The organism is Plantibacter sp. 2H11-2 (assembly GCF_050031945.1).
GTDB lineage: Bacteria > Actinomycetota > Actinomycetes > Actinomycetales > Microbacteriaceae > Plantibacter > Plantibacter auratus.
This window is the reverse complement of record NZ_JBNBBL010000005.1, coordinates 198032-224063: the sequence shown is the minus strand read 5'-3', so window position 1 is coordinate 224063 and position 26032 is coordinate 198032. Positions and strand designations below refer to the sequence as shown.

At 70.4% G+C, this 26032-nt stretch carries 29 protein-coding genes; 14 read left to right on the top strand and 15 right to left on the bottom strand.

Going from position 1 to position 26032, the window contains the following annotated elements:
* Positions 1–192 precede the first annotated feature (192 nt).
* The 3 genes from ACQG07_RS12210 to ACQG07_RS12200 all read left to right on the top strand — a co-directional run bounded on the left by ACQG07_RS12210 (position 193) and on the right by ACQG07_RS12200 (position 2880).
* The gene (locus ACQG07_RS12210; protein ID WP_426738420.1) at positions 193–1851 is read left to right on the top strand and encodes an ATP-binding protein; all 1659 of its coding nucleotides are present in this window, start codon (positions 193–195) and stop codon (positions 1849–1851) included.
* Positions 1848–2555 (top strand): response regulator, encoded by a 708-nt coding sequence (locus tag ACQG07_RS12205; RefSeq protein WP_426738419.1) that lies wholly within the window; start codon positions 1848–1850, stop codon positions 2553–2555. Before ACQG07_RS12210 ends, ACQG07_RS12205 begins: the two co-directional genes overlap by 4 nt.
* Positions 2556–2652: 97 nt before the next feature.
* On the top strand, positions 2653–2880 hold the full coding sequence (locus ACQG07_RS12200) for a hypothetical protein (RefSeq protein ID WP_124768682.1): 228 nt from the start codon (positions 2653–2655) through the stop codon (positions 2878–2880).
* A gap of 126 nt (positions 2881–3006) precedes the next feature.
* On the opposite strand, the gene ACQG07_RS12195 is transcribed toward ACQG07_RS12200, so the two are convergent.
* Genes ACQG07_RS12195 through ACQG07_RS12185 form a run of 3 tightly spaced genes read right to left on the bottom strand, consistent with a single transcriptional unit; the run spans position 3007 to position 5323 of the window.
* Positions 3007–4659 (bottom strand): hypothetical protein, encoded by a 1653-nt coding sequence (locus ACQG07_RS12195; protein WP_426738418.1) that lies wholly within the window; start codon positions 4657–4659, stop codon positions 3007–3009.
* Entirely contained in the window at positions 4656–5051 is a 396-nt protein-coding gene (locus ACQG07_RS12190) for a hypothetical protein (protein WP_124768680.1), read from the bottom strand. Before ACQG07_RS12190 ends, ACQG07_RS12195 begins: the two co-directional genes overlap by 4 nt.
* Positions 5048–5323 carry a hypothetical protein gene (locus ACQG07_RS12185; protein ID WP_124768679.1) on the bottom strand — a complete coding sequence of 92 codons (276 nt, stop codon included), beginning with the start codon at positions 5321–5323 and terminating at the stop codon, positions 5048–5050. Before ACQG07_RS12185 ends, ACQG07_RS12190 begins: the two co-directional genes overlap by 4 nt.
* Positions 5324–5528: 205 nt before the next feature.
* Between ACQG07_RS12185 and ACQG07_RS12180 the strand changes: the two genes are divergently transcribed.
* The 3 genes from ACQG07_RS12180 (at position 5529) to ACQG07_RS12170 (ending at position 7757) form a co-directional block, all read left to right on the top strand.
* The gene (locus ACQG07_RS12180; RefSeq protein ID WP_274499399.1) at positions 5529–6143 is read left to right on the top strand and encodes a hypothetical protein; all 615 of its coding nucleotides are present in this window, start codon (positions 5529–5531) and stop codon (positions 6141–6143) included.
* Positions 6144–6273: 130 nt separating this feature from the next.
* Positions 6274–7131 (top strand): DUF4097 family beta strand repeat-containing protein, encoded by an 858-nt coding sequence (locus tag ACQG07_RS12175; RefSeq protein WP_274499398.1) that lies wholly within the window; start codon positions 6274–6276, stop codon positions 7129–7131.
* Positions 7128–7757: a PadR family transcriptional regulator gene (locus ACQG07_RS12170; protein ID WP_124768676.1), complete on the top strand. Its 630-nt coding sequence runs from the start codon at positions 7128–7130 to the stop codon at positions 7755–7757. The genes ACQG07_RS12175 and ACQG07_RS12170 overlap by 4 nt, the downstream gene beginning before the upstream one ends.
* Before the next feature lie 87 nt (positions 7758–7844).
* Here the strand turns inward: ACQG07_RS12170 and ACQG07_RS12165 are convergent, their stop codons facing one another.
* Entirely contained in the window at positions 7845–8351 is a 507-nt protein-coding gene (locus tag ACQG07_RS12165) for a septum formation family protein (protein WP_229940073.1), read from the bottom strand.
* A 260-nt stretch (positions 8352–8611) separates the two neighbouring features.
* Here ACQG07_RS12165 and ACQG07_RS12160 point away from each other — a divergent pair, with 260 nt between their 5' ends.
* Positions 8612–10615 (top strand): APC family permease, encoded by a 2004-nt coding sequence (locus tag ACQG07_RS12160; protein WP_249406893.1) that lies wholly within the window; start codon positions 8612–8614, stop codon positions 10613–10615.
* A 58-nt stretch (positions 10616–10673) separates the two neighbouring features.
* Positions 10674–10964 (top strand): hypothetical protein, encoded by a 291-nt coding sequence (locus tag ACQG07_RS12155; RefSeq protein WP_064294214.1) that lies wholly within the window; start codon positions 10674–10676, stop codon positions 10962–10964.
* 39 nt (positions 10965–11003) lie between these two features.
* Here the strand turns inward: ACQG07_RS12155 and crcB are convergent, their stop codons facing one another.
* From crcB to ACQG07_RS12135, 4 genes are read right to left on the bottom strand one after another with little or no spacing between them, the layout of a single operon-like run.
* Positions 11004–11384, bottom strand: a complete 381-nt coding sequence (crcB, locus tag ACQG07_RS12150; protein ID WP_274499395.1) for a fluoride efflux transporter CrcB — start codon at positions 11382–11384, stop codon at positions 11004–11006.
* Positions 11381–11758 (bottom strand): fluoride efflux transporter FluC, encoded by a 378-nt coding sequence (locus tag ACQG07_RS12145; RefSeq protein WP_192004791.1) that lies wholly within the window; start codon positions 11756–11758, stop codon positions 11381–11383. The genes crcB and ACQG07_RS12145 overlap by 4 nt, the downstream gene beginning before the upstream one ends.
* A gap of 53 nt (positions 11759–11811) precedes the next feature.
* Complete coding sequence (locus ACQG07_RS12140; RefSeq protein WP_192004545.1) at positions 11812–12336, bottom strand: universal stress protein; 525 nt, start codon at positions 12334–12336, stop codon at positions 11812–11814.
* 4 nt (positions 12337–12340) lie between these two features.
* Positions 12341–12925, bottom strand: a complete 585-nt coding sequence (locus tag ACQG07_RS12135; protein ID WP_426738417.1) for an HhH-GPD-type base excision DNA repair protein — start codon at positions 12923–12925, stop codon at positions 12341–12343.
* Between the two features lie 207 nt (positions 12926–13132).
* Here ACQG07_RS12135 and ACQG07_RS12130 point away from each other — a divergent pair, with 207 nt between their 5' ends.
* Positions 13133–13348, top strand: a complete 216-nt coding sequence (locus ACQG07_RS12130; RefSeq protein WP_064294210.1) for a DUF3073 domain-containing protein — start codon at positions 13133–13135, stop codon at positions 13346–13348.
* Between the two features lie 134 nt (positions 13349–13482).
* Entirely contained in the window at positions 13483–14673 is a 1191-nt protein-coding gene (locus ACQG07_RS12125; RefSeq protein ID WP_426738416.1) for a 2TM domain-containing protein, read from the top strand.
* Between the two features lie 69 nt (positions 14674–14742).
* Here the strand turns inward: ACQG07_RS12125 and purF are convergent, their stop codons facing one another.
* The 3 genes from purF to ACQG07_RS12110 form a co-directional block, all read right to left on the bottom strand.
* A complete protein-coding gene (gene purF, locus ACQG07_RS12120) occupies positions 14743–16200 on the bottom strand; it encodes an amidophosphoribosyltransferase (RefSeq protein WP_085511828.1) in 1458 nt (485 codons plus the stop codon).
* A 70-nt stretch (positions 16201–16270) separates the two neighbouring features.
* On the bottom strand, positions 16271–17383 hold the full coding sequence (purM, locus tag ACQG07_RS12115; protein ID WP_191940497.1) for a phosphoribosylformylglycinamidine cyclo-ligase: 1113 nt from the start codon (positions 17381–17383) through the stop codon (positions 16271–16273).
* A complete protein-coding gene (locus ACQG07_RS12110) occupies positions 17380–17859 on the bottom strand; it encodes a DUF2273 domain-containing protein (RefSeq protein WP_426738415.1) in 480 nt (159 codons plus the stop codon). Before ACQG07_RS12110 ends, purM begins: the two co-directional genes overlap by 4 nt.
* Before the next feature lie 84 nt (positions 17860–17943).
* Here ACQG07_RS12110 and zapE point away from each other — a divergent pair, with 84 nt between their 5' ends.
* Positions 17944–19089: a cell division protein ZapE gene (gene zapE, locus ACQG07_RS12105; RefSeq protein WP_426738414.1), complete on the top strand. Its 1146-nt coding sequence runs from the start codon at positions 17944–17946 to the stop codon at positions 19087–19089.
* 7 nt (positions 19090–19096) lie between these two features.
* On the opposite strand, the gene ACQG07_RS12100 is transcribed toward zapE, so the two are convergent.
* From ACQG07_RS12100 to ACQG07_RS12090, 3 genes are all read right to left on the bottom strand, one after another.
* The gene (locus tag ACQG07_RS12100; protein WP_274499388.1) at positions 19097–20101 is read right to left on the bottom strand and encodes an NAD-dependent epimerase/dehydratase family protein; all 1005 of its coding nucleotides are present in this window, start codon (positions 20099–20101) and stop codon (positions 19097–19099) included.
* 90 nt (positions 20102–20191) lie between these two features.
* Positions 20192–21235: a glycosyltransferase family 2 protein gene (locus tag ACQG07_RS12095; protein ID WP_274499387.1), complete on the bottom strand. Its 1044-nt coding sequence runs from the start codon at positions 21233–21235 to the stop codon at positions 20192–20194.
* Positions 21236–21296: 61 nt separating this feature from the next.
* Complete coding sequence (locus ACQG07_RS12090; RefSeq protein WP_274499386.1) at positions 21297–21662, bottom strand: sterol carrier family protein; 366 nt, start codon at positions 21660–21662, stop codon at positions 21297–21299.
* Between the two features lie 38 nt (positions 21663–21700).
* Here ACQG07_RS12090 and purD point away from each other — a divergent pair, with 38 nt between their 5' ends.
* The 3 genes from purD to ACQG07_RS12075 are packed head-to-tail and all read left to right on the top strand — an operon-like array spanning position 21701 to position 24357.
* Complete coding sequence (purD, locus tag ACQG07_RS12085) at positions 21701–22966, top strand: phosphoribosylamine--glycine ligase (RefSeq protein WP_426738413.1); 1266 nt, start codon at positions 21701–21703, stop codon at positions 22964–22966.
* A gap of 11 nt (positions 22967–22977) precedes the next feature.
* A complete protein-coding gene (locus tag ACQG07_RS12080; protein ID WP_426738412.1) occupies positions 22978–23856 on the top strand; it encodes an alpha/beta fold hydrolase in 879 nt (292 codons plus the stop codon).
* Between the two features lie 3 nt (positions 23857–23859).
* The gene (locus tag ACQG07_RS12075) at positions 23860–24357 is read left to right on the top strand and encodes a 2'-5' RNA ligase family protein (protein ID WP_426738411.1); all 498 of its coding nucleotides are present in this window, start codon (positions 23860–23862) and stop codon (positions 24355–24357) included.
* A gap of 30 nt (positions 24358–24387) precedes the next feature.
* Here the strand turns inward: ACQG07_RS12075 and ACQG07_RS12070 are convergent, their stop codons facing one another.
* Positions 24388–25968 (bottom strand): MFS transporter, encoded by a 1581-nt coding sequence (locus ACQG07_RS12070; protein WP_426738410.1) that lies wholly within the window; start codon positions 25966–25968, stop codon positions 24388–24390.
* Positions 25969–26032: the final 64 nt, after the last annotated feature.

Genomic DNA, 26032 nt, shown 5'->3' with positions numbered 1-26032 from the left:
CCGTTTCGTCGGCCGCGTCAGTGCGGCAGCGGGTGGTCGATCGACCCATGCTGCGACCACGCCGGCGGATCGACCGGGTTGTGGTCGTAGTGACCGCTTGTGGTCGTACTGGTCGCGGTCGGCGACGCCTGTGGCCGTCGTCACCCCCGATACTTGAGGGGTCGACGCGACGGAGCAGACGGAGGTGACGCGATGGCCGGTCGGTCCAGGAGCATCGCCTCGCGGCTCTTCCTCGTACAGCTCGTCGCGGTCGTCGCGATGACGCTCGTCGCCGGAGTCCTGCTGTGGTTCCAGGCCCGCACCGAGACCGAGGACCGCGCGGTCGCGAAGTGCCTCGACGTCGCGAACGGCGTCGCGGACAACCCCTACGTCGTCGCGCAGCTCGGCTCGGATCGCCCGTCGGACGCACTCCAGCCCTACGCCGAGGCGCTCATGCGCGACACCGGTGTCGACTTCGTGACGATCATGGCTCCGGATCGCACCCGGTACACGCACCGCGAGCGCGACCAGATCGGCAAGCCGTTCATCGGCACGATCGGACCGGCGCTCGAGGGACGGACCTTCACCGAGACGTACACGGGCACGCTCGGCCCCTCCGTCCGCGCCGTCGCACCCATCCGTGACGACGCCGGCGAGGTCGTCGCCCTCGTCGCCGCAGGCGTCACGGTCAGCAACGTGTCCGAGACCTTCGAGACCCGGGTGCCGTGGTTGCTCGGAACGGCTCTGCTCGTGCTCGTCATCGGCGCGATCGGCTCCTGGACGCTCCGCCGCTACCTCGCACGGGTCACCGGGTCGCGCGGACCGGAGGACCTCGCCAGGATGTTCGACTACTACGAGTCGGTGCTCCACTCGGTGCGGGAGGGGCTCGTCCTCGTGGACCGCCACCGCCGTCTCGTGCTCGTCAACGACCAGGCGTCCGAACTGCTCGGGCTGCCCCTCGGCGAGCGTTCCCCGGGAGCGGCGCCGGTCGACGAGCTGCCGATCGACGCCGGCCTGCGCGAGCTCCTCGCGAGCGGACGCCAGGCCGTGGACGAGATCCACCTCACACGCGACCACGTGCTCGTCGTGAACCAGGAGTCGGCGGTCGGTCCGGGCGAGACGGCAGGCCCGCACCCGCGTGGGTGGGTGATGACGCTGCGCGACCACACCGAGATCGAACACCTGAGCGGCGAGCTGGCGTCGATGCGCACGATGAGCGACGCCCTGCGCGCGCAGACCCACGAGTTCGCGAACCGGCTGCACACGATCGTCTCGCTCATCGAGCTCGACCGGCGGGAGGAGGCGCTCGACCTCGCGGCGCAGGGACTCGGAGCGAGTCAGCGGTTGACCGACCGCGTGCTCGCGGCGGAACAGGAGCCGGTGATCTCGGCGCTGCTGCTCGGCAAGACGGCGCAGGCGGCCGAGCAGGGGGTCGAGCTGCACCTCGAGAGCGACCCCGCGCTCGGACGCGTGCGCGTCGACCCGGCCGTGATCGTCACCATCCTCGGCAACCTCATCGACAACGCGATCGACGCGGCGTCCGGCGATCGCCCCTGGGTGGAGGTCTACCTCGGGCAGGGGCTGCCGGACGACCTCGGCGCCGGGCGGTGCGACGACGCCGAGACGACGGAGCTCGTGATCCAGGTGACCGACAGCGGACCGGGCCTGCCCCCGGAGGCGCTCGACCTCGCGTTCGTACGCGGCTGGTCGACGAAGGAGCCCGGCCGATACGGCCGGGGGTTCGGTCTCGCGCTGGTCCAGCAGGCGGTGACACGGCTCGGCGGCACGGTCGAGGTCGTCCGCGAGCCCTCCTCGGCGTTCGTCGTGACGCTGCCGGCCGCGGTCGGCGTCCGGGACGAGGCAGGCACATGAGCGAGCGCATCCGGGTCCTGGTCGTCGAGGACGAACCGATCGCCCAGCAGGCCCACGCGTCATACCTGCGCCGCGTCGAGGGCTTCGAACTCGCCGCCGTGGCGGGCGATGCGGCCACCGCGATGCAGGCGCTGCGGGCAGCTGCGGCCCGCCGCTCCCCCGACGACCGGATCGACCTCGTCCTGCTCGACCTCAACCTGCCGGACGCGCACGGTCTCGAGCTCTGCCGACGCATCCGGACGGCGGGTATCGACGTCGACGTCATCGCAATCACCGCGGCCCGTGATCTCCGGATCGTCCGAGCGGCGGTCTCGGCGGGCATCGTCCAGTACCTCATCAAACCGTTCGCGTTCCCCGCGTTCGCCGACAAGCTGGAGGCGTATCGATCCTTCCGGCACACGATGTCGGCGGAGGGCTCGGTCGCGAGCCAGCACGAGGTGGACCTCACCCTCGCCACGCTGCGGGCGCCGTCCTCCCGCCCGCAGTTGGCGAAGGGACTCTCGGAGGACACCCTGCGGCTGGTCTCGGACCTCCTGCGCAACGCAGCGGCTCCGCTGTCGGCGAGCGAGGCGGCGGCGGCCGGGTCCCTGTCACGGGTGACGGCGAGACGCTACCTCGAGTACCTCGCCGAGACGGGCGCGGTGGAGCGGTCGCCCCGGTACGGCTCCCCCGGCCGCCCGGAACTCGAGTACCGCTGGCGCTGATGCCGCGCCGACCTCCCCCGCTCGGCGGAGACCGTCTCGATGACGGATCAGTCAGCCGACGGATGTCGGCTGAGCGGGTGGTTCCTAGGCTCGGAGCATGACCTCCTCGACGACATCCACCGCCCGCCCCGCGCTGATCGACCCCGTCATCATGAGTGCGATGACCGGCGCCGGAGTCGGCCTCGGGTTCGCCGTCGCCCTCGCCGTCGCGGCCCTGCTCGACGTCCCCTTCGGCCTCCCGCTCGCGATCGCCCTGCCGTCCTCGATGCTGCTCGCCGTCGGTGCCGCCATCCTCATCACCCGACGACGCAAGCGGGTCGGATGAGCATCGGACGGCCGCGCCCGGTCGCTGAGCTTGTCGAAGGGTCAGCTCGAGTACCACTGGCGCTGATGCCGCTGTGGTCTCCGCTGCCCTCGAGCACGCTGCCCGGTCCCTGAGCTTGTCGAAGGGTCAGCTCGGGTTCACGACCGCGTAAATCTGGTTCCAGTTCGCGAAGCCGGTGACCGGCTCATCCGAGCCGTTCAGCATGATGTCCTCGTCCACGGAGTTCGTCTCGCCGGTCGACGGATCGTAGATCTCGTAGACGCCGTCGTGGAAGCCGATGATGAGCACGTAATGCTGCGGGATGGTGTTGTCGCTCGGGCCGACGAGGAGCGGGACGGGCGTCCCGTCGTTCGCTGCCACCGCGGCCTCGGTGAGTGCTGCACCTCGGCCCGAGTCACCACCCAGGGCGTTGGTCCAGTCGATGTGGTAGTCGGTACCGGTGCGGTCGGATTCGGCGACCGCGCCGCCGGGTGCCGTGCCCGCGACGTTCGGGTAGTCGATGGGGCCGGGGAACAGGTCGTTCGCGCGGTCCTGGACGGCCTGCTGCAGGAACGTCATCCGATCCTCCGTGTCCAGACCGGCCGCATCGGCGAGGTCGAGACCCCGGAGGTAGTCGGGCACATGGCCGTCGAGGAACTCGCCGGTCTGCAGCCAGTAGGCGAGGAACGGGTCCGACTGGGCGGCGAGGGTGATGAGCGTCGTCGACCCGCAGGTCTTGTTGTTGTACTGGTCGAAGGTCTCGCCGTTCACCGTGGCGTCCCCGTTGTCGCCGACGCCGAGGTTCGTGAGCTCGTCGATCATGCGCTGGCGTTCGCCGGGGGGAGCGTTCTTGATCGCGTCGGCGAGGGCGAGCACGGAGGAACTGCCGGCGCCGGTGGCGATCGCACTCATGAGGAGGGCGCTGACGGCGGGGTCGCCGGACTCCTCCATCGCCGCGAGGATGCGCTCCCGTTCGTCGTCGCTCATCGCGTTCCAGTTCTGGACGTAGTTGGCCCACTCCGTCTCGGAGAGGACCGAACCGTCGGGGTCGCCGTTCGGGAACTGCGTCCGCGAGACGAGGACGTCCAGCCTCGTCTGGCCCACGGGCACCTCGACGCCGGCGAGCACGGCGTAGCCCTCGGAGTCCGACAGGGCCCGCTGCAGCGCCTCACCGGCCGCCCATGCGTCCTCGTAGGCTTCGTGGCAGACGGATACGCCGTCGAGGATCTGACCAGCTCCGCGGATGAGGTCCGAGATCACCCCGGCGACCTCTCCTGCTCCGGTGATCGGGTTCGTCATCGCCCACGGGTTCACGGAGATGTTCCCGATGGTCCGGTGGCCGTCGCGGATGCTGTCGGCACCCGGCTGGTGGGCGGTGCGCGCCGAGGTGATGGCGTCCGCGTAGTCTCGGAGGCCGCTGGCCCCGGATCGGAGCCCCTCGATCTCGGTGCCGACGAGGGTGTCGACGGACGCCAGGACCTGCGTCGCACTCGCGCCCGTCACCCCGACGAGGGCGTCCGGCAGGCTCGACCCGGTGACGGTGGAGAGCGTGGTCTGGATCGCCTCCGCGGCGAGCGCCGCGTTCTCGTACTGCTCCGCGAGCCCGTCGATGGTGGCCGGGTCACCCGGCGGCGGGGTGTCCGCGAACGTCGAGGATCTGGGGATGAGCCCGACCGCGCGATCGACGAACGAACCGATCGACGTGATGAAGCTCAACGGGTCGCCGCTCAACGAGCCGATGAAGGTGGCGAGCACGTCGATCTCGGCTGAGCTCTTGGTGCGGAGTTCGGAGAGGTTCATGGTCGGTCCTTGTTTCCGGTGGTGCTCCTGGTCGCGGCGAGGCCGGAGAGGAGCCGCAGGACGACGGTCTGCAGCTTGGCGACCGCGCGCAGTTCGGCGGCCGTCTCCGCACTGTCGGCTCCTCGGCGACGCGCGTCGAGGAGGGCGTCGAGCAACACCGCCCCCGCCTGCTCGTCCGTCAGCATGCCGGCGCCGAGGCCGATGACGGCGTCGAGACCGGCCGTGCGGACCACACTCGCGACCTGCTCGGTGACGCCGGCGGGGACGCCGGCACCTCGGAGTTCCGCGGCCAGCGACGCGACCCGCGCGCCGGTCTCGGCCCGCTCGGCCGCATCACGGCGGTCGGGCTGAGCAGCCGTGCATGTCCGGGCCGGCGGCGACGGCGCGGTCATGAGGCGTCCTCGGCGAGCGCCGCATCCGTACCGGCCATCGTGTCCGCGACGTTCTGCATCCACCGCGCGAAGTCGTCGAGCGTCTTGCCCGCCTCCGTCATTTCGGTCCGCCACGTCAGTTCGAAGGCGGCGGCGCTCGTGGCCACCTGCTCGTCGAGGAACGACGTGTCGAGGCACGTGGAGAAGATCCCCGTCGCGCTCGACGCCGCGCCGGCGACCGCTTGGACGACCGCCGCCAGGCCCGCATCGTCCACCTGCATCGTGCCGCTCATGGTTCCCCGCTCTCCGGTGCTGTTCGCGCTGCCCGGCCGATCCCGGTGATGCGCCTGATCCGATGGCTCCACCCTGTCCCAGCCGGCTCCCCAAGACGATGGGCAGCACTCCCCATAGCCCGGTGGGCGTCGGACCTGGCGCACGACGGGGCGTCGGTTACGGTGAGGGTGACGCGTCCACCCGGGCGCCGCGGAAGGGGCCGTCATGCAGCAGATCCATCGTCGCCTCGCGACCGTGTCGTCGACCATCCTCGTCGCGGCGCTCTGTTGCACGGGATGCGGCCTGTCGTCGACCCCCGTCGTGGCGGACGAGACCGACGATGCCCGGCTCACCGCGTTGGCCGATGATCCGCTCTTCGCGGAAGGCAGCGTCACCGGGCCACGGGTTCCGGACACCTCGGCCAACGTCAGTGTGCAACGCGGGGCGATCACGGTCGACGACCTCTGGCCGACGGACGTCACCGCGGAACCAGGAGTGAGCGGGCCCGCCTGGCCTGCCGCCACCGCCATGTTGGCCCAGCTGCGCGAGGCAGGTTGGCGACCGGTGGCCGTCTCCTGCGAGCTGGATCGGTCGTCCGGACTGGAGGGCGCGACGGTGTACGCCACGAAGGAGTTCGACGACTTCACCGCTGCGCTCGAGGCCGAGGTGAGGCCTCCGTCCTCGAAGCTCGTCGGGTACGTGCCCTTCCATGCGGAGGCCGACGACCCGTGGTCGGCGCGCTCGGAGGTCCCGGCCGGGTCGAGTTGCCTCGACGGCGACGGACCGCCGAGCGACGAGGGGTCCGTACCGGACGACCTGGCCATCGCTCCCTGGTACTGAGCGGTCGCCGATCCCAGGGTCGACTCAGGGTGATCCCGGAGGTTCCAGGGGTTGCCATGCACCGAGACGCGATATATCGTGAATTCCAGTTCAACGCGATATATCGCGATCACTCGGAAGGAACCGCACCATGGCACAGGAGAAGTGGATCATCGCTCCCGGCGAGAGCCGCATCATCGACCTCGAACTCGTGAGACGACTCAAGGTCGGCCTCATCGGCGGCCAGGTCGACATCATCGGACACGACGAGCCCGGCGCCCGCATCGAGGTGGGGGCCGTCACCGGCAAGGACCTCAAGATCACCATCGACGGCGACGTCGCCGAGATCGACCACCCGCAGCTGCGCTGGGACAACTTCCTCGAAGTGTTCTCGAACTTCGGCGCCAATCGCGCCACGGCCCAGGTCAGTGTCCTCGTCCCCCGCGACATCGCCCTGACGTTCGGTGTCGTCAGCGCCAGTGGACTGGTCGCAGGCCTCACCGCAGACGCCAAGCTCAACACGGTGTCCGGCGACCTCGTGGCCGACCGCATGACCGGGCGACTCGACCTCAACTCCGTGAGCGGCGAGCTCACGGTCCAGAACCACACGGGTCGCATCCAGGCGCACACGGTCTCGGGCGACGTCACCGTCTCCGGCGACATCACGCGCGCCTCGATCGACGGCGTCTCCTCCGACCTGCTCCTCGACATCCACGGTGCGTGCGAGCAGCTCGACCTGAACACCGTGAGCGGCGCGATCACGGTCCGCCTCGACGAGGAACTCGCCGCCCGCTACACCGCGAACTCGGTCGGCGGCCGCCTGGCGATCGACGGCGTCGTCCTCAAGGGACTGCGCGGCGGCGGGTACAACTCGCACACCGGCGCCCTGTCCGGACAGTTCGCCGAGGTGCGCATGAACACCGTCGGCGGCGCGGTGACCGTCCTCCGCCGCTCGGCTGCCGAGCCGGCACGCGCGGCCACCACCGCAGGGAGCGAGGCAGGCGCATGAGCCCCGTCTTCGCCCACGGCAGCCTGCGACTGTACCTCCTGAGCCTGCTCGACGAGTCGCCGAAGCACGGCTACGAACTCATCCAGGCGCTCACCGACCGGAGCGGTGGCACCTACAGCCCGAGCGCCGGCACCATCTACCCGCGCCTCGCGAAGCTGGAGGAGGAGGGGCTCGTCACGAAGACGAGCGACGGCCGGAAGACCGTCTACGAGATCACCGAGGCGGGCCGGGCGGAGCTCGCGGCACGGGCGGGTGAACTCGACGGCATCGAGGACCAGCTCACCGATTCCGTCCGCCGCATCGCCGACGAGGTCCGCAGCGGCGTCACGGCGGCCATGAAGAGCCTCCGGGCCGATCTCGCCTCCGCCGCGCGCGAGGCGAAGCAGTCCGCGAAGCCCGGTCCGAGCTGGACGTCGACCGCCGAGGAGAGCGCCGACCAGAAGGTGCAGGGTCGCCTGGCGCTCCACGAGACCGACGTGTCGATCAACGAGTTCCGGCAGGCGGTCCGAGCCGAACTCCGCGAGCACGTCGCCCGTGGGGGCGTGCTCGACGACGACACCGTCTCGGCCCTGCGTGCCGACCTCGTCGCCGTCCGCGACCGCCTGCGCGAGCGCCTGCAGGGCTGAGCGCCCCGACACGCAGGCCGAGACACAGAACCGCCCGACCCCTCACAGGAGTCGGGCGGTTCCGTCGGTACGGCGTGTGCGGTCGGCCTAGCGTGCCGCGCCGGCCAGCGAGCCCGTGGTCGCCGCGGAGTCGTAGATCACGCAGGTGACGAGCCGGTCGTCCACCCCGTTCCAGCTGGCCTCGGTCGGCGTGTAGTAGTTGAACTCGAGGCTGGAGTCCTCGTAGACGATCCCGACGAACGCCTGGAACTGCGCGTAGCACCCGTCGTCGGCCTGCTGCGTGACGGCCTCCTCGCCGGGCCACTCGTCGCCGGTCAGCGTGACCTCGCCGTACACCTCGTACTGGTGCGGCTCGGAACAGGGCACGGTCGGCACCTCCGTGACCTCGTCGGACGACGACTCGTCGTTCAGGCAGTCACCGACCGAGAGGGTGAAGACGTCCGTGGTGCCTCCACCGACGATCTCGCCGGACTGCGCATCCCGGGTCTCGGCGGGCTTCGGGAGGATGCCCTCCACGACACTGCAACCGGAGAGCGTCAGGGCCGCAGCGAGAGCGGCGAGGGCGAGCGGGAGGAGACGACGGCGAGCGGTCACGATGAGGGTCCTTGAGGTGGGTGTCGATCACGAGCGACTGTTCAGGCTCACAGCCAGCCAACAGCCGTCGATCAGGATATTGGTCGACCATCCGGGTCCGCCACTCCCCCGCTCGATGAACACTGCGTCACGGTCGGGTGACGATGCCTGTCCATCCAGCTCATCCCCGCTTGACTCCGGTTCCCGAAGGAGTAATATCGCCGCTCGTGACAACTGAGGGTCGAGAGCCCGGGACAGAACCACGATCGGCAAAACGCTGGTTGATCGGGGACCCGCTGCCGACCGAGAACCTGGAGGGCCAGCTCCTCCCCAAACGGCTCGCGCTGCCGATCTTCGCGAGCGACGCACTGTCGAGTGTGGCGTACGCGCCGCAGGAACTCCTCATGATCCTCACGCTCGGCGGGCTCGCCTTCCTGAGCTTCGCGCCGTGGGTCGCGGCGTGCGTCGTGATCCTGCTCGTCGTGGTCGTCGCGAGCTACCGGCAGCTCATCAAGGCGTACCCGTCGGGTGGTGGCGACTACGAGGTCGCCCACCGGAACCTCGGCGAGAAGGCCGGCCTCGTGGTCGCCTCCGCTCTCCTGGTGGACTACGTCCTCACGGTCGCCGTGTCGGTGGCCTCGGGCGTCGACAACATCATCTCCGCGATCCCCGGGCTGAACCCGTGGCGCGTCGAGCTGGCCGTCGGATTCGTCCTCGTCCTCATGGCCGTGAACCTCCGTGGCGTGCGGGAGTCGAGCAAGGCCTTCGCGATCCCCACCTACTTCTTCATCGCGAGCGTGCTCGTCATGATCGTCGCCGGACTCGCCCGCACGTTCATGGGCGACGCCCCGGTCGCGTCGAGCGCCGAGTTCACCGTGCAGGGCGAGAGCCTCACCCAGGCGGCGTTCATCCTGCTCCTCCTCCGCGCCTTCTCCTCCGGTTGTTCAGCACTCACCGGTGTCGAAGCCGTCTCGAACGGCGTCCCGGCGTTCCGCCGCCCGCAGATCAAGAACGCCCAGAAGACGCTGGTCCTCATGGGCGGCACCGCGATCGTGCTGTTCGTCGGCCTCACCGCGCTCGCCCTCATCTCACGCGTGCACTACGCCGAGAACGCCTGTCACCTCGAAGGGTTCGCGGACTGCGCGACGACGCCGCAGCCGAGCCTCATGGCCCAGGTCGCGACCGCGGTCTTCGGCGCGAACAGCATCCCGTTCTTCCTCATCCAGGCGGCGACCGCGTGCGTCCTGCTCCTCGCGGCCAACACCGCGTTCAACGGCTTCCCGCTGCTCGGCGCCGTCCTCGCGCGCGACTCCTACGCCCCCAAGTCGCTCAACACCCGTGGCGACCGCCTCGTGTTCTCGAACGGCATGATCATCCTGGGTCTCGCCGCATGCGCGATCCTCGTGGTGTACCAGGCGAACCTCACCCAGCTCATCCAGCTGTACATCATCGGGGTGTTCGTGTCGTTCACCCTCGGCCAGACGGGCATGGTGAAGCACTGGCTGCGGATGCTGCGGGAGGGCTGCGACAACCGCGGCTCCGTCTACCGGGGCCTCGCGATCAACGCGTTCGGCGCCCTGCTCACGGCGAGCGTCCTCATCGTCGTGACGATCACGAAGTTCACCCATGGCGCCTGGCTCGTCTTCGTGCTCATGCCGATCCTCTTCGTCCTCATGCTCGGCGTGAACCGCTACTACCGCGACGTCGAGAAGGAGGTCGAGGTCGACCCGACCACGACCTTCGGCGCGACCGGCGACCACGCGATCGTCCTCGTCGGCAAGATGCAGAAGCCGATCCTCAAGGCGCTGGACTACGCGATCGCCGCCAAGCACGACAGCCTCGAAGCGGTCCACATGTCGATCGATCCGGAGGCCACGAAGCTGCTCGAGCAGCAGTGGATCGAACAGAACATCCACGTGCCGCTCGTCATCCTCGAGTCGCCGTACCGCGAGTTCGCGATGCCGCTCGCGAAGTACATCAAGGCGCACCGTGCTGAGCACGGCGCCGAGGTCGTCACCGTCTACATGCCGCAGTACATCGTCGGGCACTGGTGGGAGAGCCTCCTCCACAACCGGCGGGCGTCGCGGATCCGCAACCAGATCATGCTCGTCCACGGCGTGACCGTCGCCCTCGTGCCGTGGCTGCTCGACTCCTCGGAGCTCATCTACGGACGTCGGTCACGGCCGCTGCCCGGCCAGGAACGACGTGGCGAGATCGTCCGCGTCAAGAAGCCGGTCGAGCGGAAGCCGCACATCGACCGCAACACGGGGCAGCCCCGCTCCTGATCGGCCACGCGCTCCGGCGCGGCGTGAGGGACGTGTCGCAGACTGACAGACTGGGGACATGTTCACCTGGGGTCTCTCGCTGCTGTTCCTCGCGGCCGTCTTCGGGACGCTGTCGATGGTCCGCCTCATCGCCGCGAACCCCGACTCGCCGCTGCCGATGTGGCAGGGCCGCCCGCAGCGACTCCCGCAGTTCACGATCATCCTGCGCGGCCTGTCGGGCGGACTCGGGGTCTTCGGGGTCTTCCTGCTGTGGTCGGAGATCGGCTTCTGGAGCATCCTGCTGCTCATCGTCGCCCTCGGGATCCCGATCGTGCTGAACCTCCGGCACAACCGCCGCTTCGAGGCATAGCCGCCGCGTCCGTTCGCCCATCTTCGGGCGAACGAGCGGCTAGGCGAGGAGCGAACCGAGCCCGTAGCCGACCAGGGCCGCGACGACCGACGCGACGAGCATGCCCAACGCGTTCGCCAGTCCGGCCCGGGAACGTCCGTCGTGGAGCAGCCGGACGGTCTCGACACTCGCGGTGCTGAACGTCGTGTACCCACCGAGCAGCCCGCCTCCGAGGACGAGCCGCCACGCCTCGTCGACGACCCCGCCGAGGGCCAGCGCAGTGACGAAGCCCAGCAGCAGCGACCCGCTGACGTTGATCACGGTCGTGCCCCACGGGTAGGCGCCGCCCACACGGGAACGGACGATGCCGTCGACGACGAAGCGGGCCGCGGCGCCCACACCGCCGGCCGCCGCGATCGCGAGGAAGAGCCAGGGCGTCACGAGCGGCCACCGCCGATCCGTCGGGCGAGGACGATGCCGCCCCAGCTCGCCAGGGCGCCCAGCACGACGCTCCCCACCGCGTACAGCACTCCCACGAGGGCGCTCCCCTCGATGAGGAGGACGCTGCTGTCGGCCGCGAGCGCGCTGTACGTCGTGAAGCCGCCGAGGACGCCGGTGCCGAGGAAGAGGCGGAGATCGCGTCGACGGCCGGCGTCGGGCCCGCGTCGGAGGAGCGACTCGAGGAGGAGACCGAGCAGGAAGGCGCCGACGACGTTGATGCCGAGGATGGCCACGGGGACACCACCGATGGGCGGGATCGCGAGGGAGATCGCCTCGCGGGCAGCCGTCCCGATCGCACCACCGAGCGCGACCATCGCGATCGTGGCGGGTTGGAGGTGCGGAGCCCGTGTCCCCGTCGGAGCGGCCGTCACCGCAGGTCGCCGGCGGAGGCGTCCCAGAGCGGTTCGTCGGTGGCACTCGGCGCGAGTGGGACCACGATCACCGGACGCGCCTGCCGATGGGCCAGCGTCGCGGCGACGGAACCGTTGAAGAACTCGAGGATGCCCTTCCGGAGGCCACGCTCCCGGGTCCCGACGATGATCGCCCGCGCGGACACCGAATCGGCGAGTCGGCCGAGGGCACGCGCCGGGTCCCCGGCGAGCTGGGTCAGCTCCCACGCGACGCCGGTCTCGTCGAGGAGACGATGCGCCGTCGCCTCCAGGCCGGGATCGGCGGGCTCCGGTTCGAAGTCGTGCAGATCGGCGTCGAACGGCAGCGACGTGACGGTGCCGTCGACGTTCTCGACCACGACGAACCGGCTCGCATCGACGTGGGCGAGGACGAGCCGGCAGGCGAAGGCCTGCGCGAACGACGCCGCCTCGACGAGGACGGAGTCGGGTTGCCCCGGCGTGACACCGACCACGATCGCGGTGGACCGTTGCTCGTCGCTCATGTCGTCACTCCCCCTTCGCGCGCTTCGCGGCGGCCTTGGCCGCCTGCTTCGTCGCCCGCACCTGCGCGAGTGACTCCGGATCGACGATGTCGGCGACGGACCGGAGGCTGCCGTCCTCGCCGTAGGGCGCCGAGGCCTTCCGCCAGTCGGCCGCGTCGAGCCCGTACTGCTTGCCGAGGAGCGCGAGGAAGATCTTCGCCTTCTGCTCGCCGAACCCCGGGAGGGCGAGCAGGCGCTTCAGGATCTCCGGGCCGTCGGGCGCGTCGCGCGTCCAGATCGCCTCCGCGTCGCCGTCCCAGTCGTCGACGATCGCGGCGCAGAGCCCCTGCACCCGGCCGGCCATGGAACCCGGGAACCGGTGCACGGCGGGACTCGTCTTGAAGAGGGAGGCGAACGCCTCGGGTTCTTCCCGCGCGATGGTGGCCGCGTCGAAGGAACCGAGGCGGTCGCTGATCTTCAGCGGGCCGGCGAACGCGGTCTCCATCGGCACCTGCTGATCGAGCAGCATGCCGACGAGGAGGGCGAGCGGGTCGGTCGACAACAGGCGGTCGGCGTCCGCATCTCCGGTGATGTGCAGGGTTCCGGTCATGGGTCCATCGTCCCACCACTCGGCGTCCTGGCCCAGCCCCGTTCCGTCGCGGTGTCGGCATCGGTGCCCGGCAGACCGTCTCCGTACGAGCGCCCCGTCCACGGGCGGCATGGTAAGCTCAACGCTAGTCTTTATCGTTCCCTGGTAGGCGAAAGCCCCGGACGCCCCGCAAGCGCGGCCGGTCAGAAAATCATGAGGGGGTCTCGCATGGGTCGTGGCCGTCAAAAGGCAAAGCACACGAAGATCGCTCGTGAGCTCAAGTCGTTCAGCCCGGACGTGAACTACAACGCGCTCGAGCGCGAGCTCACGGGGCACTCCGTCGACCACCCGGGCACGGGCGTCGACGAGAGCTACGACGACGAGATCGCCAAGTGGGCTGAATACGCCGAGAAGTACGCCGACGGTGAGGCGAAGGGCGCGTAGGCGCGCCCTTCGCACCGTTCCGGCGCGCCCCCGCATCGGCGGTTCGCCCTCGCTCCAGCACCTCGCGGCTGGGTGATCTCTCAGACGACTGTTGGCAAATGGAGTTCTCGCTGGGCGGAGACTAGCCTGGACGGATGAACACCGACGAGCTCCGCGTTGCCGCCAAGAAGCGCCTGAAGGCGCAGCACGATTTCAAGCAGTTTCTCGCCGTCTGGGGTGCGGTCTCCGTCCTCCTGATCGTCATCTGGCTCCTCACCGGCGCCTGGGGATACTTCTGGCCGATCTGGCCGATCTTCGTGATGGGCATCGCCCTGGTCTTCGTCGGACTCGACGCCTACGGTCCGCCCAAGCACATCACCGAGGACGCCATCGACGCCGAGGTCGCGCGCCTCGTGGAGCGGCAGCGGCAGCGCGCCGCCGCTCGTGAGGCCGCCTCGCAGCCGAACGCCACGCAGGCACCCTACGCCGGCCAGAGCGGCTACGAGCAGCACCCGTACCAGGCGGGCCAGACCGGCCAGGCGCCGGTGTACGACCCCGCACAGTACGGACAGACGACCGCCTACGACACCTCGCGGTACGCGGGTGGCCAGACGGGCGGCTACGGCACGCAGCAGACCCAGCAGGGCTCCCAGGCGACGCAGCAGTACGGCGCCTATCAGGCACCGTCGACCGAGGCTCCGACCCCTGAGGCTCCTGCAGCGGAGCCCACCTCGGACTGGGTGCGCGCCGCCGAGCCCACCCCGACCGAGCAGTTCGCCGCGGTCTTCTCCGGCACCGACCGAGCACCCGAGGCCGCAGCAGCGCCGAACACGTCCACCGAACCGGCCGAGTCGATCGTCCTCGAGTCGTCGTCGACGGGCGACGCCGAAACCGTCGCGGCCGCCGCCGACGAGACCGAGGCGCGCCTCGCGAGCGACGAGACCGGCCCCGCCGACACGACCGGACGCGACGAGACCGTGTCGGCCACTGCACCGGCCGCGGCCGTGAGGGCGCCCCGTACGTCGACCAGCCGGTCGACGACGACGCGTTCGACGACGGCCCGCAAGCCCGCCGCCAAGACGACCACGACGGCGACGGCCGCGGGCAGCACCGTCCGCAAGACGAGTTCGACGCGCGCCACCACCGGTTCGACGACGCCCAAGGCCGCAGCAGCCAAGACCACGACGCCGAAGGCCGCAGCCACGAAGGCACCGACGACGAAGACGACGGGCGCCGCAGCGAAGCCGGCCACCGCGAAGGCACCGGCGAAGCCGCGCACGACGAAGCCGAAGGCGGCCCCCGCGGCCACGTCGGCGCCGCTCGAGCAGCCCGGTGCGCCGGAGTAGCAGCCGGTTCCTGAACGACGAAGCGCGCGATCCCCTCGGGGCTCGCGCGCTTCGTCGTTCAGGCGGGACTCAGGAGAGCTGCGAGCGCTCCACCCACTCGAGGTACTCCTCGGAGACGGTGCCCGTGACGTACTCGCCGGTGAAACAGCTCATCTCGAGGTCGCTGATGCCGGAGCCCTCGAGGATCGCGGCCTTCATGTCGGCGACCTCCTGGTAGATGAGGTTGTCGGCGCCCAGCTCGCGGGCGATGTCGGGGATCTTCTTGCCGTGTGCGACGAGCTCCTGGCGGGACGGCATGTTGATGCCGTACACGTGGGGGTAGCGGACCGGCGGTGCGGCGGAGGTGAAGGTCACCTTGTTGGCACCGGCGAGACGCGCCATGTCGACGATCTCCTTCGACGTCGTGCCGCGGACGATCGAGTCGTCGACGATGAGGATGTTCTTGCCCTTGAACTCCGAGCCCATCGCGTTGAGTTTCTGACGGACGCTCTTCTTGCGCTGCGCCTGGCCCGGCATGATGAAGGTGCGCCCCACGTACCGGTTCTTGTAGAAGCCCTCGCGGTACTCGATGCCGAGCTTCTGGGCGACCTGCATGGCCGCTGGGCGGGAGGAGTCCGGGATCGGCATGACGACGTCGATGTCACCCATCGGCGTGTACTCGGCGATGGTGTCGGCGAGCCGGTTGCCGAGACGCAGTCGGGCCTCGTAGACCGAGATGCCGTTCATGACGGAGTCGGGGCGAGCGAGGTACACGTACTCGAAGGAGCACGGAACGAGCCGCGGGTTCTTCGCGCACTGCCGCGAGTACAGCTCACCTGACGCGGTGATGAAGACGGCCTCGCCCGGGGCGATCTCACGGACGATCTCGTAGCCGCCGGCCTCGAGGACGAGCGACTCCGAGGCGACCACCCAGTCGTTGCCGACCAGGCCCGTCTGGCGCTTGCCGAGGATGAGCGGACGGATGCCGAACGGGTCGCGGAAGGCGAGCAGGCCGTGACCGGCGATGAGGGCGATCGTCGCGTAGGAGCCTTCGACCCGCTCGTGCACGTTCTCGACGGCGTTGAACACCTGGTCGGGATCGAGGTCGAGACCGCTGATCTGTCCCTGCAGCTCCGTCGCGAGGACGTTGAGCAGCAGCTCGGTGTCGCTCGTGGAGTTCACGTGGCGACGGTCGACGTGGAACAGGTCCTTGCTGAGCTCGCGGGTGTTCGTCAGGTTGCCGTTGTGGATGAGGGTGATGCCGTAGGGCGCGTTCACGTAGAACGGCTGCGCCTCGCTCTCGTTGGCGGCGTCGCCCTTCGTCGCGTAGCGCACGTGGCCGAGGCCCATGTTGCCAAGGAGGGAGCGCATGTCGCGGGTGCGGAAGGCTTCGCGCACCTGGCCCTTGGCCTTGACCATGTGGAAGGTGCTGCCGTCGGCGGTGGCGATGCCGGTGGAGTCCTGACCGCGGTGCTGGAGGAGCAGGAGGCTGTCGTAGACCTGCTGGTTGGCAGGCTCGGTTGAGACGATGCCGACGATGCCGCACATGCGTGGGGACTCCTTGGGGTTCGTGCTGGGCGAGTGGCGGAACGGAGGAAGGTGGGCCGGAGCGGTGCGACTAGTCGCGGTAGGCGCCCACGAGGCGGACGGCACCGCCGTCGACCCCCTTGGCACCCTGTTCGAACGCGCTGAGGTCTGCGGCGTCGTCGCCGAGGTGCACGGTGCCGACCTGCCAGGTCGCGATCCCGTCGGCCTCGAGCGCCGCCATGACACCGGCGGCGACCGCCGGCGAGACCACGGCGAAGAACCCGACGCCCAGGTTCCAGGTGCCCTCGCTCGACTCGAGCGAGGATCCGGCCAGCGCGCTCAGCGTCCGGAACACCGGCGACGGGCTCCAGGTGGAGCGGTCGACCTCGGCCCAGGACCCCTTGGGCAGGACGCGCGCGAGGTTGGCGGCGATCCCACCTCCGGTGACGTGGCTGAGCGAGTGGACGCCACCCGCGAAGGCCGGGGCGTCGAGCAGCCGCAGGAGGGGCAGGGTGTAGAGCCGCGTCGGCTCGAGGAGCGCCTCGCCGAACGTCGTGCCGAGGTCGTCGCTGTGGTCGGCGTAGCCGACGCCCGCCTGGGCGAGGATGTGTCGCACGAGGGAGAAGCCGTTCGAGTGCAGGCCCGAGGACGCGAGTGCGAGGACGACGTCGCCGTCCTCGACACGGTGCTCGCCGAGGATGGCGTCCGCCTCGACCGCGCCGGTGCAGGCCCCGGCGACGTCGTAGTCGTCGACCCCGAGGAGTCCGGGGTGCTCCGCGGTCTCGCCGCCGATGAGGGCCGTGCCGGTGTCGGAGCAGGCCTGGGCGATGCCCGAGACGATCGAGGCGATGCGCTCCGGGTGGACCTTGCCGCAGGCGATGTAGTCGGTCATGAAGAGCGGCTTCGCCCCGACCACGACGATGTCGTCGACGACCATGCCGACGAGGTCCTGGCCGATGGTGTCGTGCTTGTCGATGGCCTGCGCGATCGCGACCTTCGTGCCGACGCCGTCCGTCGACGTCGCGAGGAGGGGCCGACGGAAGGCGGTGAGTGCCGAGGCGTCGAACAGGCCGGCGAACCCGCCGAAGCCGCCGAAGACCTCCGGACCGTGCGTCTTCGCGACGGCGGCCTTCATGAGCTCGACGGCGCGGTCACCGGCTGCCGTGTCGACACCGGCCTCCCGGTAGCTGGTGGATGAGGTCATGACCGTCCTGAACCTTCTGCGATGGGTGGATTCGGGGGGCCGGACTCACCTGGCTCGGCACTGACGGAACCGTTCGGTTCCGCGTCGGCCGCGGGGGTCCCGGCTGGATGCACGTCAACTCTATCCGCTGCGACGATCCGCGTCCGTCGCGCCATGGAGCGGTCGATGAGGAGACCGATGACGAGGGCGATCGCGCCGAAGACGACGACGCACACGAGCAGGAGGAAGCCGAACACCTGGGTGAGCGAGTAGTCGGCGCTCCCCGGGAACGCGAAGGTGAGGATGAGCGCGGCGATGATGCCGACGAAGGCACCGATGACGAGGAACCGCCAGTAGCGCGGCGACCGGCGCACCGAGACCGAACCGGAGGAGTACACGGTCGCGACCTCTGTGTCGGGCTCGGTCGAGCGCGTCGGACCGGTCGGTTCGGATGGGTGCTGAGCTTCCGGTGCTGGCTGCCCGGTGGCGTCTGTCATGCCTCCATTCTCCCCCACGATCCTGGGCATCGTGAACCGATGGTGAACGGCCGCGGTCGACGTGCCGACGGGTACGATCGAGCGGTGGACACGACGGGGACCGAGACGACCGATCCCGCTCCGATCCCTCCCGACGACACCCTGCTCGCGGCGGTCGAATCCGCCGCGGCCGACGCCGGGTTCACGCTCGAGCCGCAGCAGCTGGAGGTGGCGAGGCGTCTGGCGTCACTCCGGATCGGCGAGGATCGACCAGCGCACCTGTACCTGTGGGGTGCGGCCGGGCGGGGCAAGACCTGGCTCCTCGACGCGTTCTTCGCAGCGCTCCCGACGCATCGGAGGCGTCGCGCCCACTTCCACTCCTTCTTCCGCGGCCTGCACGCTGCGATCCACCGGGTCCGCACGGAGGCCGCCGACGCCGCTCGGGCGACGGGCGAACCGGGCGCCGGGTCCCGCGCGGCGGCCGGAGCGGTGACGAACGCGGTCGAGCAAGCGGTCGACGAACTGCTGGACGAGGTGGACGTCGTGCTCTTCGACGAGTTCCAGGTGCACGATCCCGGCGACGGCGCGCTCATGGTCCGGCTGCTCGAAGCGCTCTTCGCCCGACCGGTGACCCTGTTGACGAGCTCGAACTCCGCGCCGCAGGACCTGCTGCCGGACCCGGGGTACCACCACATCTTCGAACCCGGCATCGCCCTGATCGAAGCGAACATGCAGGTGCTCGAACTCGCCGGCTCGACCGACCACCGTCGCAGCTCCCCGGTCAGGCACGGCGACGGCTTCGCCCGCGGCAGCTGGTCCATCGCCGGCGAGTCCGCGGACGCCCACCTCGCGGCACTCGGCCTCCACCGTCCGGGGCCAGGCGAGGCGACGACGCTGACGATCAGTGGCCACACGTTCCAGGCAGCCGCCGCGCGCGACGGCGTCCTCTGGTTCGCCAGCGCCGAACTCATCGAGCGTCCGACCTCGGTCGGCGACTACCTCGCCTGGGCGGCGGACGACGGCCGGTGGGTCCTCGACGCCCTGCCCGAGTCCCACGCCCTCACCCGGGAGGCGCGCGCCCGATTCGTCCACCTCGTCGACGCCCTGTGCGATCTCGGCGTCGAACTCCACGTCGTGGCCGCCACCGACCGGGAGACCTTCATGACCGATCCCGCCCTCGGACCGGAGGGGTTCGCCCGCGACGCGGTCAGGACGCGCAGTCGGCTCGCCCTCCTCCGCGAGATCCACTGACGACCGCTCAGCTCCCGGCGAGCAGGGCCCGCTCGACGGCGCGGTCCAGTCCGACGGCGGGCCGGTCCGGACGCTGCGGCGCGACGCCGCCGAGTGCCTGCAGCCAACCCCAGGTGTCGGCGACGGTCTCGGCGAGCGGACGACGACGGAGCCCGGCCGCCATCGCGCGCGAGACGTCACCGTGATGCATCGCGTCGGCGTCCGGTCCGGTGGGGAGCCAGACGGGCAGTTGGGTCCAGGGCTGGATCCCGGCCGCGAGCACCCGCTCCTGATCCACCCAGCGGAGGGTCGCGCCTGACCCGGTCGCGGCGACGCAGGCGTCGAGCAGCTCCCCCAACGTCGTCGCCCGCGGCTCGCTGACGACGTTGAACGCACCACTCGCGCCCGTCGAACCGGCGGCGAGGAGGAAGGCCGCGAGATCCCGCGCGTCGATGTACTGGATGGGGTCGGAAGCGGCACCAGGGGCGAGCACCTCACCGCCCTCGGCGATCCGCGCCAGCCACCAGGGCAGTCGGCCGATGTTCTCGTGCGGGCCGAGGATGAGGCCGGCTCGCGCCAGGACCGCACGGTCGCCGAACGCCTGTGCGACGGCCAGCTCACCGCCGCGTTTGGCACGGGCGTAGTCCGCGAAGCCCTCGTCGTGAGCCGACCCGTCGACGACCGGCGCGTCCTCGTCGGCACCGGCGGGAAGCGGATCGGCGTAGACCGAACGACTGGAGACGTACACATAGGTCCCGACCCGGTCCGCCAGCAGCGCGGCCGCGTCGCGGACGGCGACCGGAGCCCACGACCAGGTGTCCACCGCGACGTCCCACGACCCGACCCTGAGCGCGTCGAGTCCGCCGGGCAGAGTCCGGTCGCCGTGCAGCACGGTGACCGCGTCCGACGGCGAGGACCGATTCGTACCGCGATGGAAGACGGTGACCTCCCAGCCGGCGGCGATGGCCTCGTCGACGACCGCTCGCCCGACGAACTCCGTCCCGCCCAGGACCAACAGTCGATTCGTGCTCATGCCTCCATCACAGCGCACGAGGTGGTGATGCACCACCCCGGTTCGCTGGGAGCAGCGAGCAGCGCGTCTGAGCGGAACGCTGTCCGGCGACTACTTGCGGCTGTGCTCCAGCGATCCGGCTCGCATGGCGGCCTCGTCGTTCAGGTCGACGCGGGAGGCCACGTAGTAGCTGCTCCACTTCGCCGCGTGGTACACGGGGTTCATGACGAACCAGTACGCCCGGCGCTTCCAGCCGTACTCCTTGTCGCGGACGATCCGCTTCGCGTCGCGGATCGCGCCGACGACGGTGTAGCCGATCTGCCGGGACCGACGGAGCCGCGCGACGGGCTTGCCGATCCGTCGGAGAGCCGTCGTCTCGTCGAAGATGCGTTTGCGGTACTCGTCGAGGGTGAGGTCGTTGGAGTGGATGACCCAGCCCCGCGGCGCGTAGGCCTTCCGCAGGCCGGCCGCGATGATGTCGGCACCGAACGCCATGTCCTCGGAGTACGGGAGGTCGCGGTACGGGATGTCGCCGAGCAGGAGCTCGCGGCGCGTGGCCGAGTTGACGTCGGAGTAGAACGCGAGGGCGTCGAGCAGCCCGCCGTTCCCGTCGGCGAAGCCGTCGTTCGCGAACACCGTCGTCCCGAAGTCCGGTCCGAAGTTGCGGAAGACGTCGTGGATCTCGTACTTCAGCAACGGGAAGCAGGTCGGCCGCGCGATCTGCTTGCCCATGACCGCGACGACGTCCATGCCGTCCGGGTCCAAGGGCGTGGTCAGCTCGTGCAACCAGCGGGAGTCGCCCGGGATCGCATCGTGCGTGAGGTACGCGACGTACTTGCCGCGGGCGAGACGGGCGGCGAGCTGGCGGGTCCGGCCGTGGCCGAACTCGCTGTTCGGGATGACGTGCAGCCGGACGTCCGGGTGGGCGGCGACGATGTCGAGCGTGCGGTCGGTGGAGCCGGAATCGATGACGAGGGTCTCGTACGTGCCGTCGTAGTCCTGCCCCTCGATCGCGGAGAGGATCTGTTCGAGGTACATCTCACCGTTGTAGGTGGGGATGACGATCGTCGCATCGAGCGTCGTCTCCGCCGGAGCGTCGAGCGGCTGTGCGTCGTCGGGACCGGCGTTCGCCGAGGGATCGATGTTGGAGGTCACCGCACCAATGTACCCGGACCGCGCCTGAAGCCGCCTCGGAGCGGAGGTGGTGGAGCGCCGGTCAGCGCGGCAGCAGCAGTGGCACGAGGCCCGTGAGATCCGCCCGCTGGCCGGACGCGTGCACCGTGCCGCCGGCCATCGCCGTGGTCCAGTCGATGCGGCCGGAGGCGAGCGCGAGCCAGGTCGGTGCGTCCATCTCGATGACGTTCGGCGGCGTGCCTCGGGTGTGGCGGGGGCCCTCGATGCACTGCACCGCACCGAACGGCGGCACCCGCACCTCGACGGTGTTGCCGGGCGCCCGCTCGACGAGGAGCTCCAACAGGTAGCGGACCGCGGTCGCCGTGTCCGTGCGCGACGCCGGTGCGTGCCCGAGCGCCTGCTCCAGGGCTGCTCGACCGACGGCGTCCGTGATCCTGGGTCTGGCCATGCATTCGAGGCTAGGCCATTGCGCCTTAAGCTAGACGGGTGAAGATCCTCGTCCTCGGTTCCGGTGCTCGCGAGCACGCCATCATCAAGGCTCTCCTCTCCGAAGAGGCCGGGCACCACATCATCGCCGCCCCCGGCAACGCGGGCATCGCGGGCGACGTGACCGTGGTCGGCATCGACCAGGAGAACCCCTCGATCGTGCGCGACTTCGCCCGGGACGAAGCCGTCGACCTCGTCGTCATCGGGCCCGAGGCCCCGCTCGTCGCCGGCGTGGCCGACAAGCTGCGCGCCGCCGGCATCCCGGTCTTCGGCCCCAACCGCTCGGCGGCCGCACTCGAGGGCTCGAAGTCCTTCGCGAAGCGGATCATGGACGAAGCCGGCGTACCCACCGGTCGCGCGGTCCGCGCCGAGGACCTCGACGCAGTGATCGCCGCGCTCGACGACTTCGGAGCCCCCTACGTCGTCAAGGCCGACGGCCTCGCGGCGGGCAAGGGCGTCCTCGTCACCCACGACCGCGATGCGGCCATCCAGCACGCCACCAACTGGCTCGGCTACGGCGGTGTCCTCGTCGAGGAGTTCCTCGACGGCCAGGAGGTCTCCCTCTTCTTCATCACCGACGGCGAGACGGTGCTCCCGCTCTCCCCCGCGCAGGACTACAAGCGGCTGCTCGACGGCGACGCCGGTCCGAACACCGGCGGAATGGGCGCCTACTCCCCGTTGCCCTGGCTCGACAACCGCTTCGGGAGCGAGACGGCCTTCGTCGACGAGGTCCTCGAGACGGTCGCCGTCCCCGTCGTGCGGCAGCTGGCGTCGGAGGGCAACCCGTTCCAGGGCCTCCTCTACGCCGGCCTCATCCTCACGGAACGCGGGATCCGCGTGATCGAGTTCAACGCGCGCTTCGGCGACCCGGAGACGCAGGTCGTCCTCCCCCGACTTGTCACGCCGCTGTCGGCGCTCCTGCTCGGCTCGGCCACCGGCACGCTCGGCGAGCAGCCGCGACCCGCGTTCGCCGAGGCGAGCGCGGTGACCGTGGTGCTCGCGAGCCAGAACTACCCCGAGACGCCCGTCACCGGCCGGAGCATCACCGGCCTCGACGCCGCCGTCGCCGTCGAGGGGGTCCACCTCGTCCACGCGGCGACGGCCGACGTCGACGGTGGCCTGGTCGCCACCGGCGGCCGCGTCCTCAACGTCGTGGCCCTCGGATCCACCTTTCCGGAGGCACGCGGACGTGCGTACGAGGCGCTGTCGCGCATCGAACTCGAGGGCGGTCAGTACCGCACCGACATCGCCGCACGCGTCTCCTGATCGCGGCCCGGATGAGCGCCGCAGCGGGAACGGGGTCGTCGGCCGTCGTCGAGAGTCACGACGGCACCAGACTGCACGTGGACGTGATCGGCGACGACACCCTGCCGCCCCTCGTCGTCCTCGCCGGCGGTCCGGCGCGCCACCCGGTCTACCTCGGTGATCTCGGCGGCCTGAGCACCAGGCGTCGCCTCATCGTGCTGCACCAGCGCGGGGTCGGACGGTCCGAGAGCGGATCGTCGACCGCTGCGGCGAGCTGGCCGGAACTCGCCGAGGACGTCGAGGCCGTGCGTCGCTGGCTGGACGTCGACCGCCTCGAACTCCTCGGGCACTCCGCCGGCACCCGCGTCGCCGTGAGCTACGCCGCGCGCTACCCGCACCGGCTCGACCGCCTGTGCCTCATCACGCCGCCCGCCACCTGGCTCGTCGACACGGACGACGACAGCGCGGAGATCATCGCCCGGCACGCGGCGGAGGACTGGTACCCCGGCTTCCTCGAGGCGCTGCCCGCGCTGCTCGCGGCGCCGGACTCCGCTTCGGGGAACCGGCTGTTCCCGGCGGTGGCGCCCATCGCCTGGGGCGATTGGGACGACACCGCCCGCGAACACGAGCGACTGGGCGCCTGGCATCCGGCCGCGCAGGACGCGTTCGTGCACACCCCGACGATCGACGAGGTCGAGGACATTCGTGACGCCCTCCGCACCGTGACGGCTCCCGTGCTCGTGGTCGCGGGCTCCGAGGACGGCCTGACGGGACTCGCGCCCGTCGTCGACCTCGCGAAGCGGTTCCCGCTCGGCCAGGCCATCGTGCTCGACGGGTGCGGACACTACCCCTGGGTGGAGCAGCCGCGATCCTTCGCCGCCGCCGTCCACGGCTTCTTCCCGATCGGCTGACCGGTGCGCAGCGTCGATCTGACGTTCGACGAGGCCCTCGAGGCCGCCGTCCGCGACCGCTGGCACGCGCTCCTCGACCTCGGCATCAGCAGTCTGGCCACGCATCGCGGTGCGAGCAACCGTCCGCACGTCACGCTGTCGGCCGGCGAGGACCTCGAGCTCACCGGGCGACCGGCCTTCGCGCCGTTCGCCGTCCGGCTCGGGGCTCCGCTGCTGTTCCCGCGTCGCTCGGGCGCCGTCCTCGCGCTCACGGCGATCCCCACGCACGAGCTGCTGGAGCTGCACGGACGTGTGGCCGGCGACGTCACCGGTGCCTTCGAGCACACCCGGCCCGGCGCCTGGACACCCCACGTCACGCTCTCCCGACGCGTCGCCGAAGAGCAGACCGCGGCGGCACTCGCCGTGCTCCGGTCGCTCGGCGACCTCCCGTCCGGGCTCGTCACCGGGCTCCGGTACTGGAACGGCGACACCCGGACGGTCACGGACCTCCTCGGCCCGTGACCGTCCGCTGTCGCCGTGTCGGCGGAGCCGCTACTCGGCTTCGGACCGGGCGGTCGCGGCAGCCGCGGCGACAGCAGCGGCCTGTCCGTGCTGGGTCTCCGGGGTCGACCAGTCGGCCGCCTTCGGCTTCTGGAAGAACAGGACCACGACCGCGCCCACGAGCGCGAGGCCTGCCGGGAGGAGCAACGACTGGGCCATGGCGGTGGTGAACCCGGCATGCAGGAACTCGGGCAGCTCGCCACCCGTCACCTCGCTCACCCCACCGGCCGCCCCACCGGGTGCAGCGGGCAGCTCGGCCGCGAGACGTCCCTGGATGAGCGCGGCGATGGCCGCACTGCCGAGGACGGCTCCGATCTGACGCGTCGTGTTGAACACGCCCGAGCCGGCACCGGCCTGGTGCTGTGGGAGCCCCCGGGTGGTGAGGTTGGAGACGGGGCCCCACATGAAGCCGTTGGCGAGGCCGAGGACGGCACTCGGGAGGAGCAGCATGAGGATCGGCTGCTCGGGCGTGAGGAGGATCGAGTACCAGCCGAGCGCGAGGGCCAGCAGGAGGAGCCCCGCGAGGGCGAACCACTTCGGGTTCACGCGGTCGATCGCCCGCCCGACAACGGGCGCGAGCCCGGCGGAGAGCACGGCCATCGGGACGAGCATGAGCGCGGACTGCGTCGGGGTCAGGCCGCGGACGGTCTGGTAGAAGAAGACGAGCGGCAGCGACATGCTCGTGATCGTGAACCCGATCGTCGAGATCGCGAGGTTGCCGACCGAGAAGTTGCGGTCGCGGAACAACGCCAGCGGGAGCAGCGGCTCGCCCTTCATGACGGCCTGCCACACGACGAACAGGCCGAGGACGACGACACCGGCGATGATGAGGCTCCACACGGTGATCGGACCGGTGATCGTGCCCCAGTCGTAGCTCTGGCCCTCCTGGATGCCGAACACGAGGAGGAACATCCCGAGCCCGCTCAGGACGACCCCGAGCACGTCGAACTTGTGCGGGTGCGTGGCGAGCGCGGGGACGTTGCGCCAGACCATGATGAAGCCGATGACACCGACGGGCACGTTGATGAAGAAGATCCACTCCCAGCCGAAGCCGTCGACGAGCACGCCGCCCAGGATCGGGCCGACGAGCGTCGCGACGCCAGCGGTCGCTCCCCAGAGGCCCATGGCCGCACCGCGGCGGTCCGGCGGGAAGATGCGCGTGATGACGGCCATCGTCTGCGGGGTCATGAGCGCCGCGCCGAGGCCCTGCACGACGCGGGCGACGATGAGCATCTCGATCGAGCCCGACAGGCCGCACCAGAGTGACGCGAGCGTGAAGACGACGAGGCCGATGAGGTAGAGGTTCTTCGGGCCGAAGCGGTCGCCGAGACGGCCCGTGATGAGCAACGGCACCGCATAGGCGAGCAGGTAGGCGCTCGTCACCCAGATGACGTTGTTGATGTCGGTGTCGAGGCCGCGCATGATCGCGGGGTTCGCCACGGACACGATGGTCGTGTCGATGAGGATCATGAAGAAGCCGATGACCAGGGACCAGAGCGCGGGCCAGGGGCGCACGGCCCCTGGCGTCGGACCGGAGACGCCCTGGGGAGGCGTGGTGGGGGTGGTGGACATGATGTCCCTTTCTGCACGGAGGACGGGTTCGCGTTCGGGACGCGAGGATGAGCGGGACCGCCGG

What these genes read in the sequence shown, in the direction of transcription:
- ACQG07_RS12210 (WP_426738420.1), top strand. Translation starts at nt 193, where the DNA reads ATGGCCGGTCGGTCCAGGAGCATCGCCTCGCGGCTCTTCCTCGTACAG.
- ACQG07_RS12205 (WP_426738419.1), top strand. Translation starts at nt 1,848, where the DNA reads ATGAGCGAGCGCATCCGGGTCCTGGTCGTCGAGGACGAACCGATCGCC.
- ACQG07_RS12200 (WP_124768682.1), top strand. Translation starts at nt 2,653, where the DNA reads ATGACCTCCTCGACGACATCCACCGCCCGCCCCGCGCTGATCGACCCC.
- ACQG07_RS12195 (WP_426738418.1), bottom strand. Translation starts at nt 4,659, where the DNA reads ATGAACCTCTCCGAACTCCGCACCAAGAGCTCAGCCGAGATCGACGTG.
- ACQG07_RS12190 (WP_124768680.1), bottom strand. Translation starts at nt 5,051, where the DNA reads ATGACCGCGCCGTCGCCGCCGGCCCGGACATGCACGGCTGCTCAGCCC.
- ACQG07_RS12185 (WP_124768679.1), bottom strand. Translation starts at nt 5,323, where the DNA reads ATGAGCGGCACGATGCAGGTGGACGATGCGGGCCTGGCGGCGGTCGTC.
- ACQG07_RS12180 (WP_274499399.1), top strand. Translation starts at nt 5,529, where the DNA reads ATGCAGCAGATCCATCGTCGCCTCGCGACCGTGTCGTCGACCATCCTC.
- ACQG07_RS12175 (WP_274499398.1), top strand. Translation starts at nt 6,274, where the DNA reads ATGGCACAGGAGAAGTGGATCATCGCTCCCGGCGAGAGCCGCATCATC.
- ACQG07_RS12170 (WP_124768676.1), top strand. Translation starts at nt 7,128, where the DNA reads ATGAGCCCCGTCTTCGCCCACGGCAGCCTGCGACTGTACCTCCTGAGC.
- ACQG07_RS12155 (WP_064294214.1), top strand. Translation starts at nt 10,674, where the DNA reads ATGTTCACCTGGGGTCTCTCGCTGCTGTTCCTCGCGGCCGTCTTCGGG.
- ACQG07_RS12145 (WP_192004791.1), bottom strand. Translation starts at nt 11,758, where the DNA reads ATGGTCGCGCTCGGTGGTGCGATCGGGACGGCTGCCCGCGAGGCGATC.
- ACQG07_RS12140 (WP_192004545.1), bottom strand. Translation starts at nt 12,336, where the DNA reads ATGAGCGACGAGCAACGGTCCACCGCGATCGTGGTCGGTGTCACGCCG.
- ACQG07_RS12135 (WP_426738417.1), bottom strand. Translation starts at nt 12,925, where the DNA reads ATGACCGGAACCCTGCACATCACCGGAGATGCGGACGCCGACCGCCTG.
- ACQG07_RS12130 (WP_064294210.1), top strand. Translation starts at nt 13,133, where the DNA reads ATGGGTCGTGGCCGTCAAAAGGCAAAGCACACGAAGATCGCTCGTGAG.
- ACQG07_RS12125 (WP_426738416.1), top strand. Translation starts at nt 13,483, where the DNA reads ATGAACACCGACGAGCTCCGCGTTGCCGCCAAGAAGCGCCTGAAGGCG.
- purF (WP_085511828.1), bottom strand. Translation starts at nt 16,200, where the DNA reads ATGTGCGGCATCGTCGGCATCGTCTCAACCGAGCCTGCCAACCAGCAG.
- purM (WP_191940497.1), bottom strand. Translation starts at nt 17,383, where the DNA reads ATGACCTCATCCACCAGCTACCGGGAGGCCGGTGTCGACACGGCAGCC.
- ACQG07_RS12110 (WP_426738415.1), bottom strand. Translation starts at nt 17,859, where the DNA reads ATGACAGACGCCACCGGGCAGCCAGCACCGGAAGCTCAGCACCCATCC.
- ACQG07_RS12100 (WP_274499388.1), bottom strand. Translation starts at nt 20,101, where the DNA reads ATGAGCACGAATCGACTGTTGGTCCTGGGCGGGACGGAGTTCGTCGGG.
- ACQG07_RS12090 (WP_274499386.1), bottom strand. Translation starts at nt 21,662, where the DNA reads ATGGCCAGACCCAGGATCACGGACGCCGTCGGTCGAGCAGCCCTGGAG.
- ACQG07_RS12080 (WP_426738412.1), top strand. Translation starts at nt 22,978, where the DNA reads ATGAGCGCCGCAGCGGGAACGGGGTCGTCGGCCGTCGTCGAGAGTCAC.
- ACQG07_RS12070 (WP_426738410.1), bottom strand. Translation starts at nt 25,968, where the DNA reads ATGTCCACCACCCCCACCACGCCTCCCCAGGGCGTCTCCGGTCCGACG.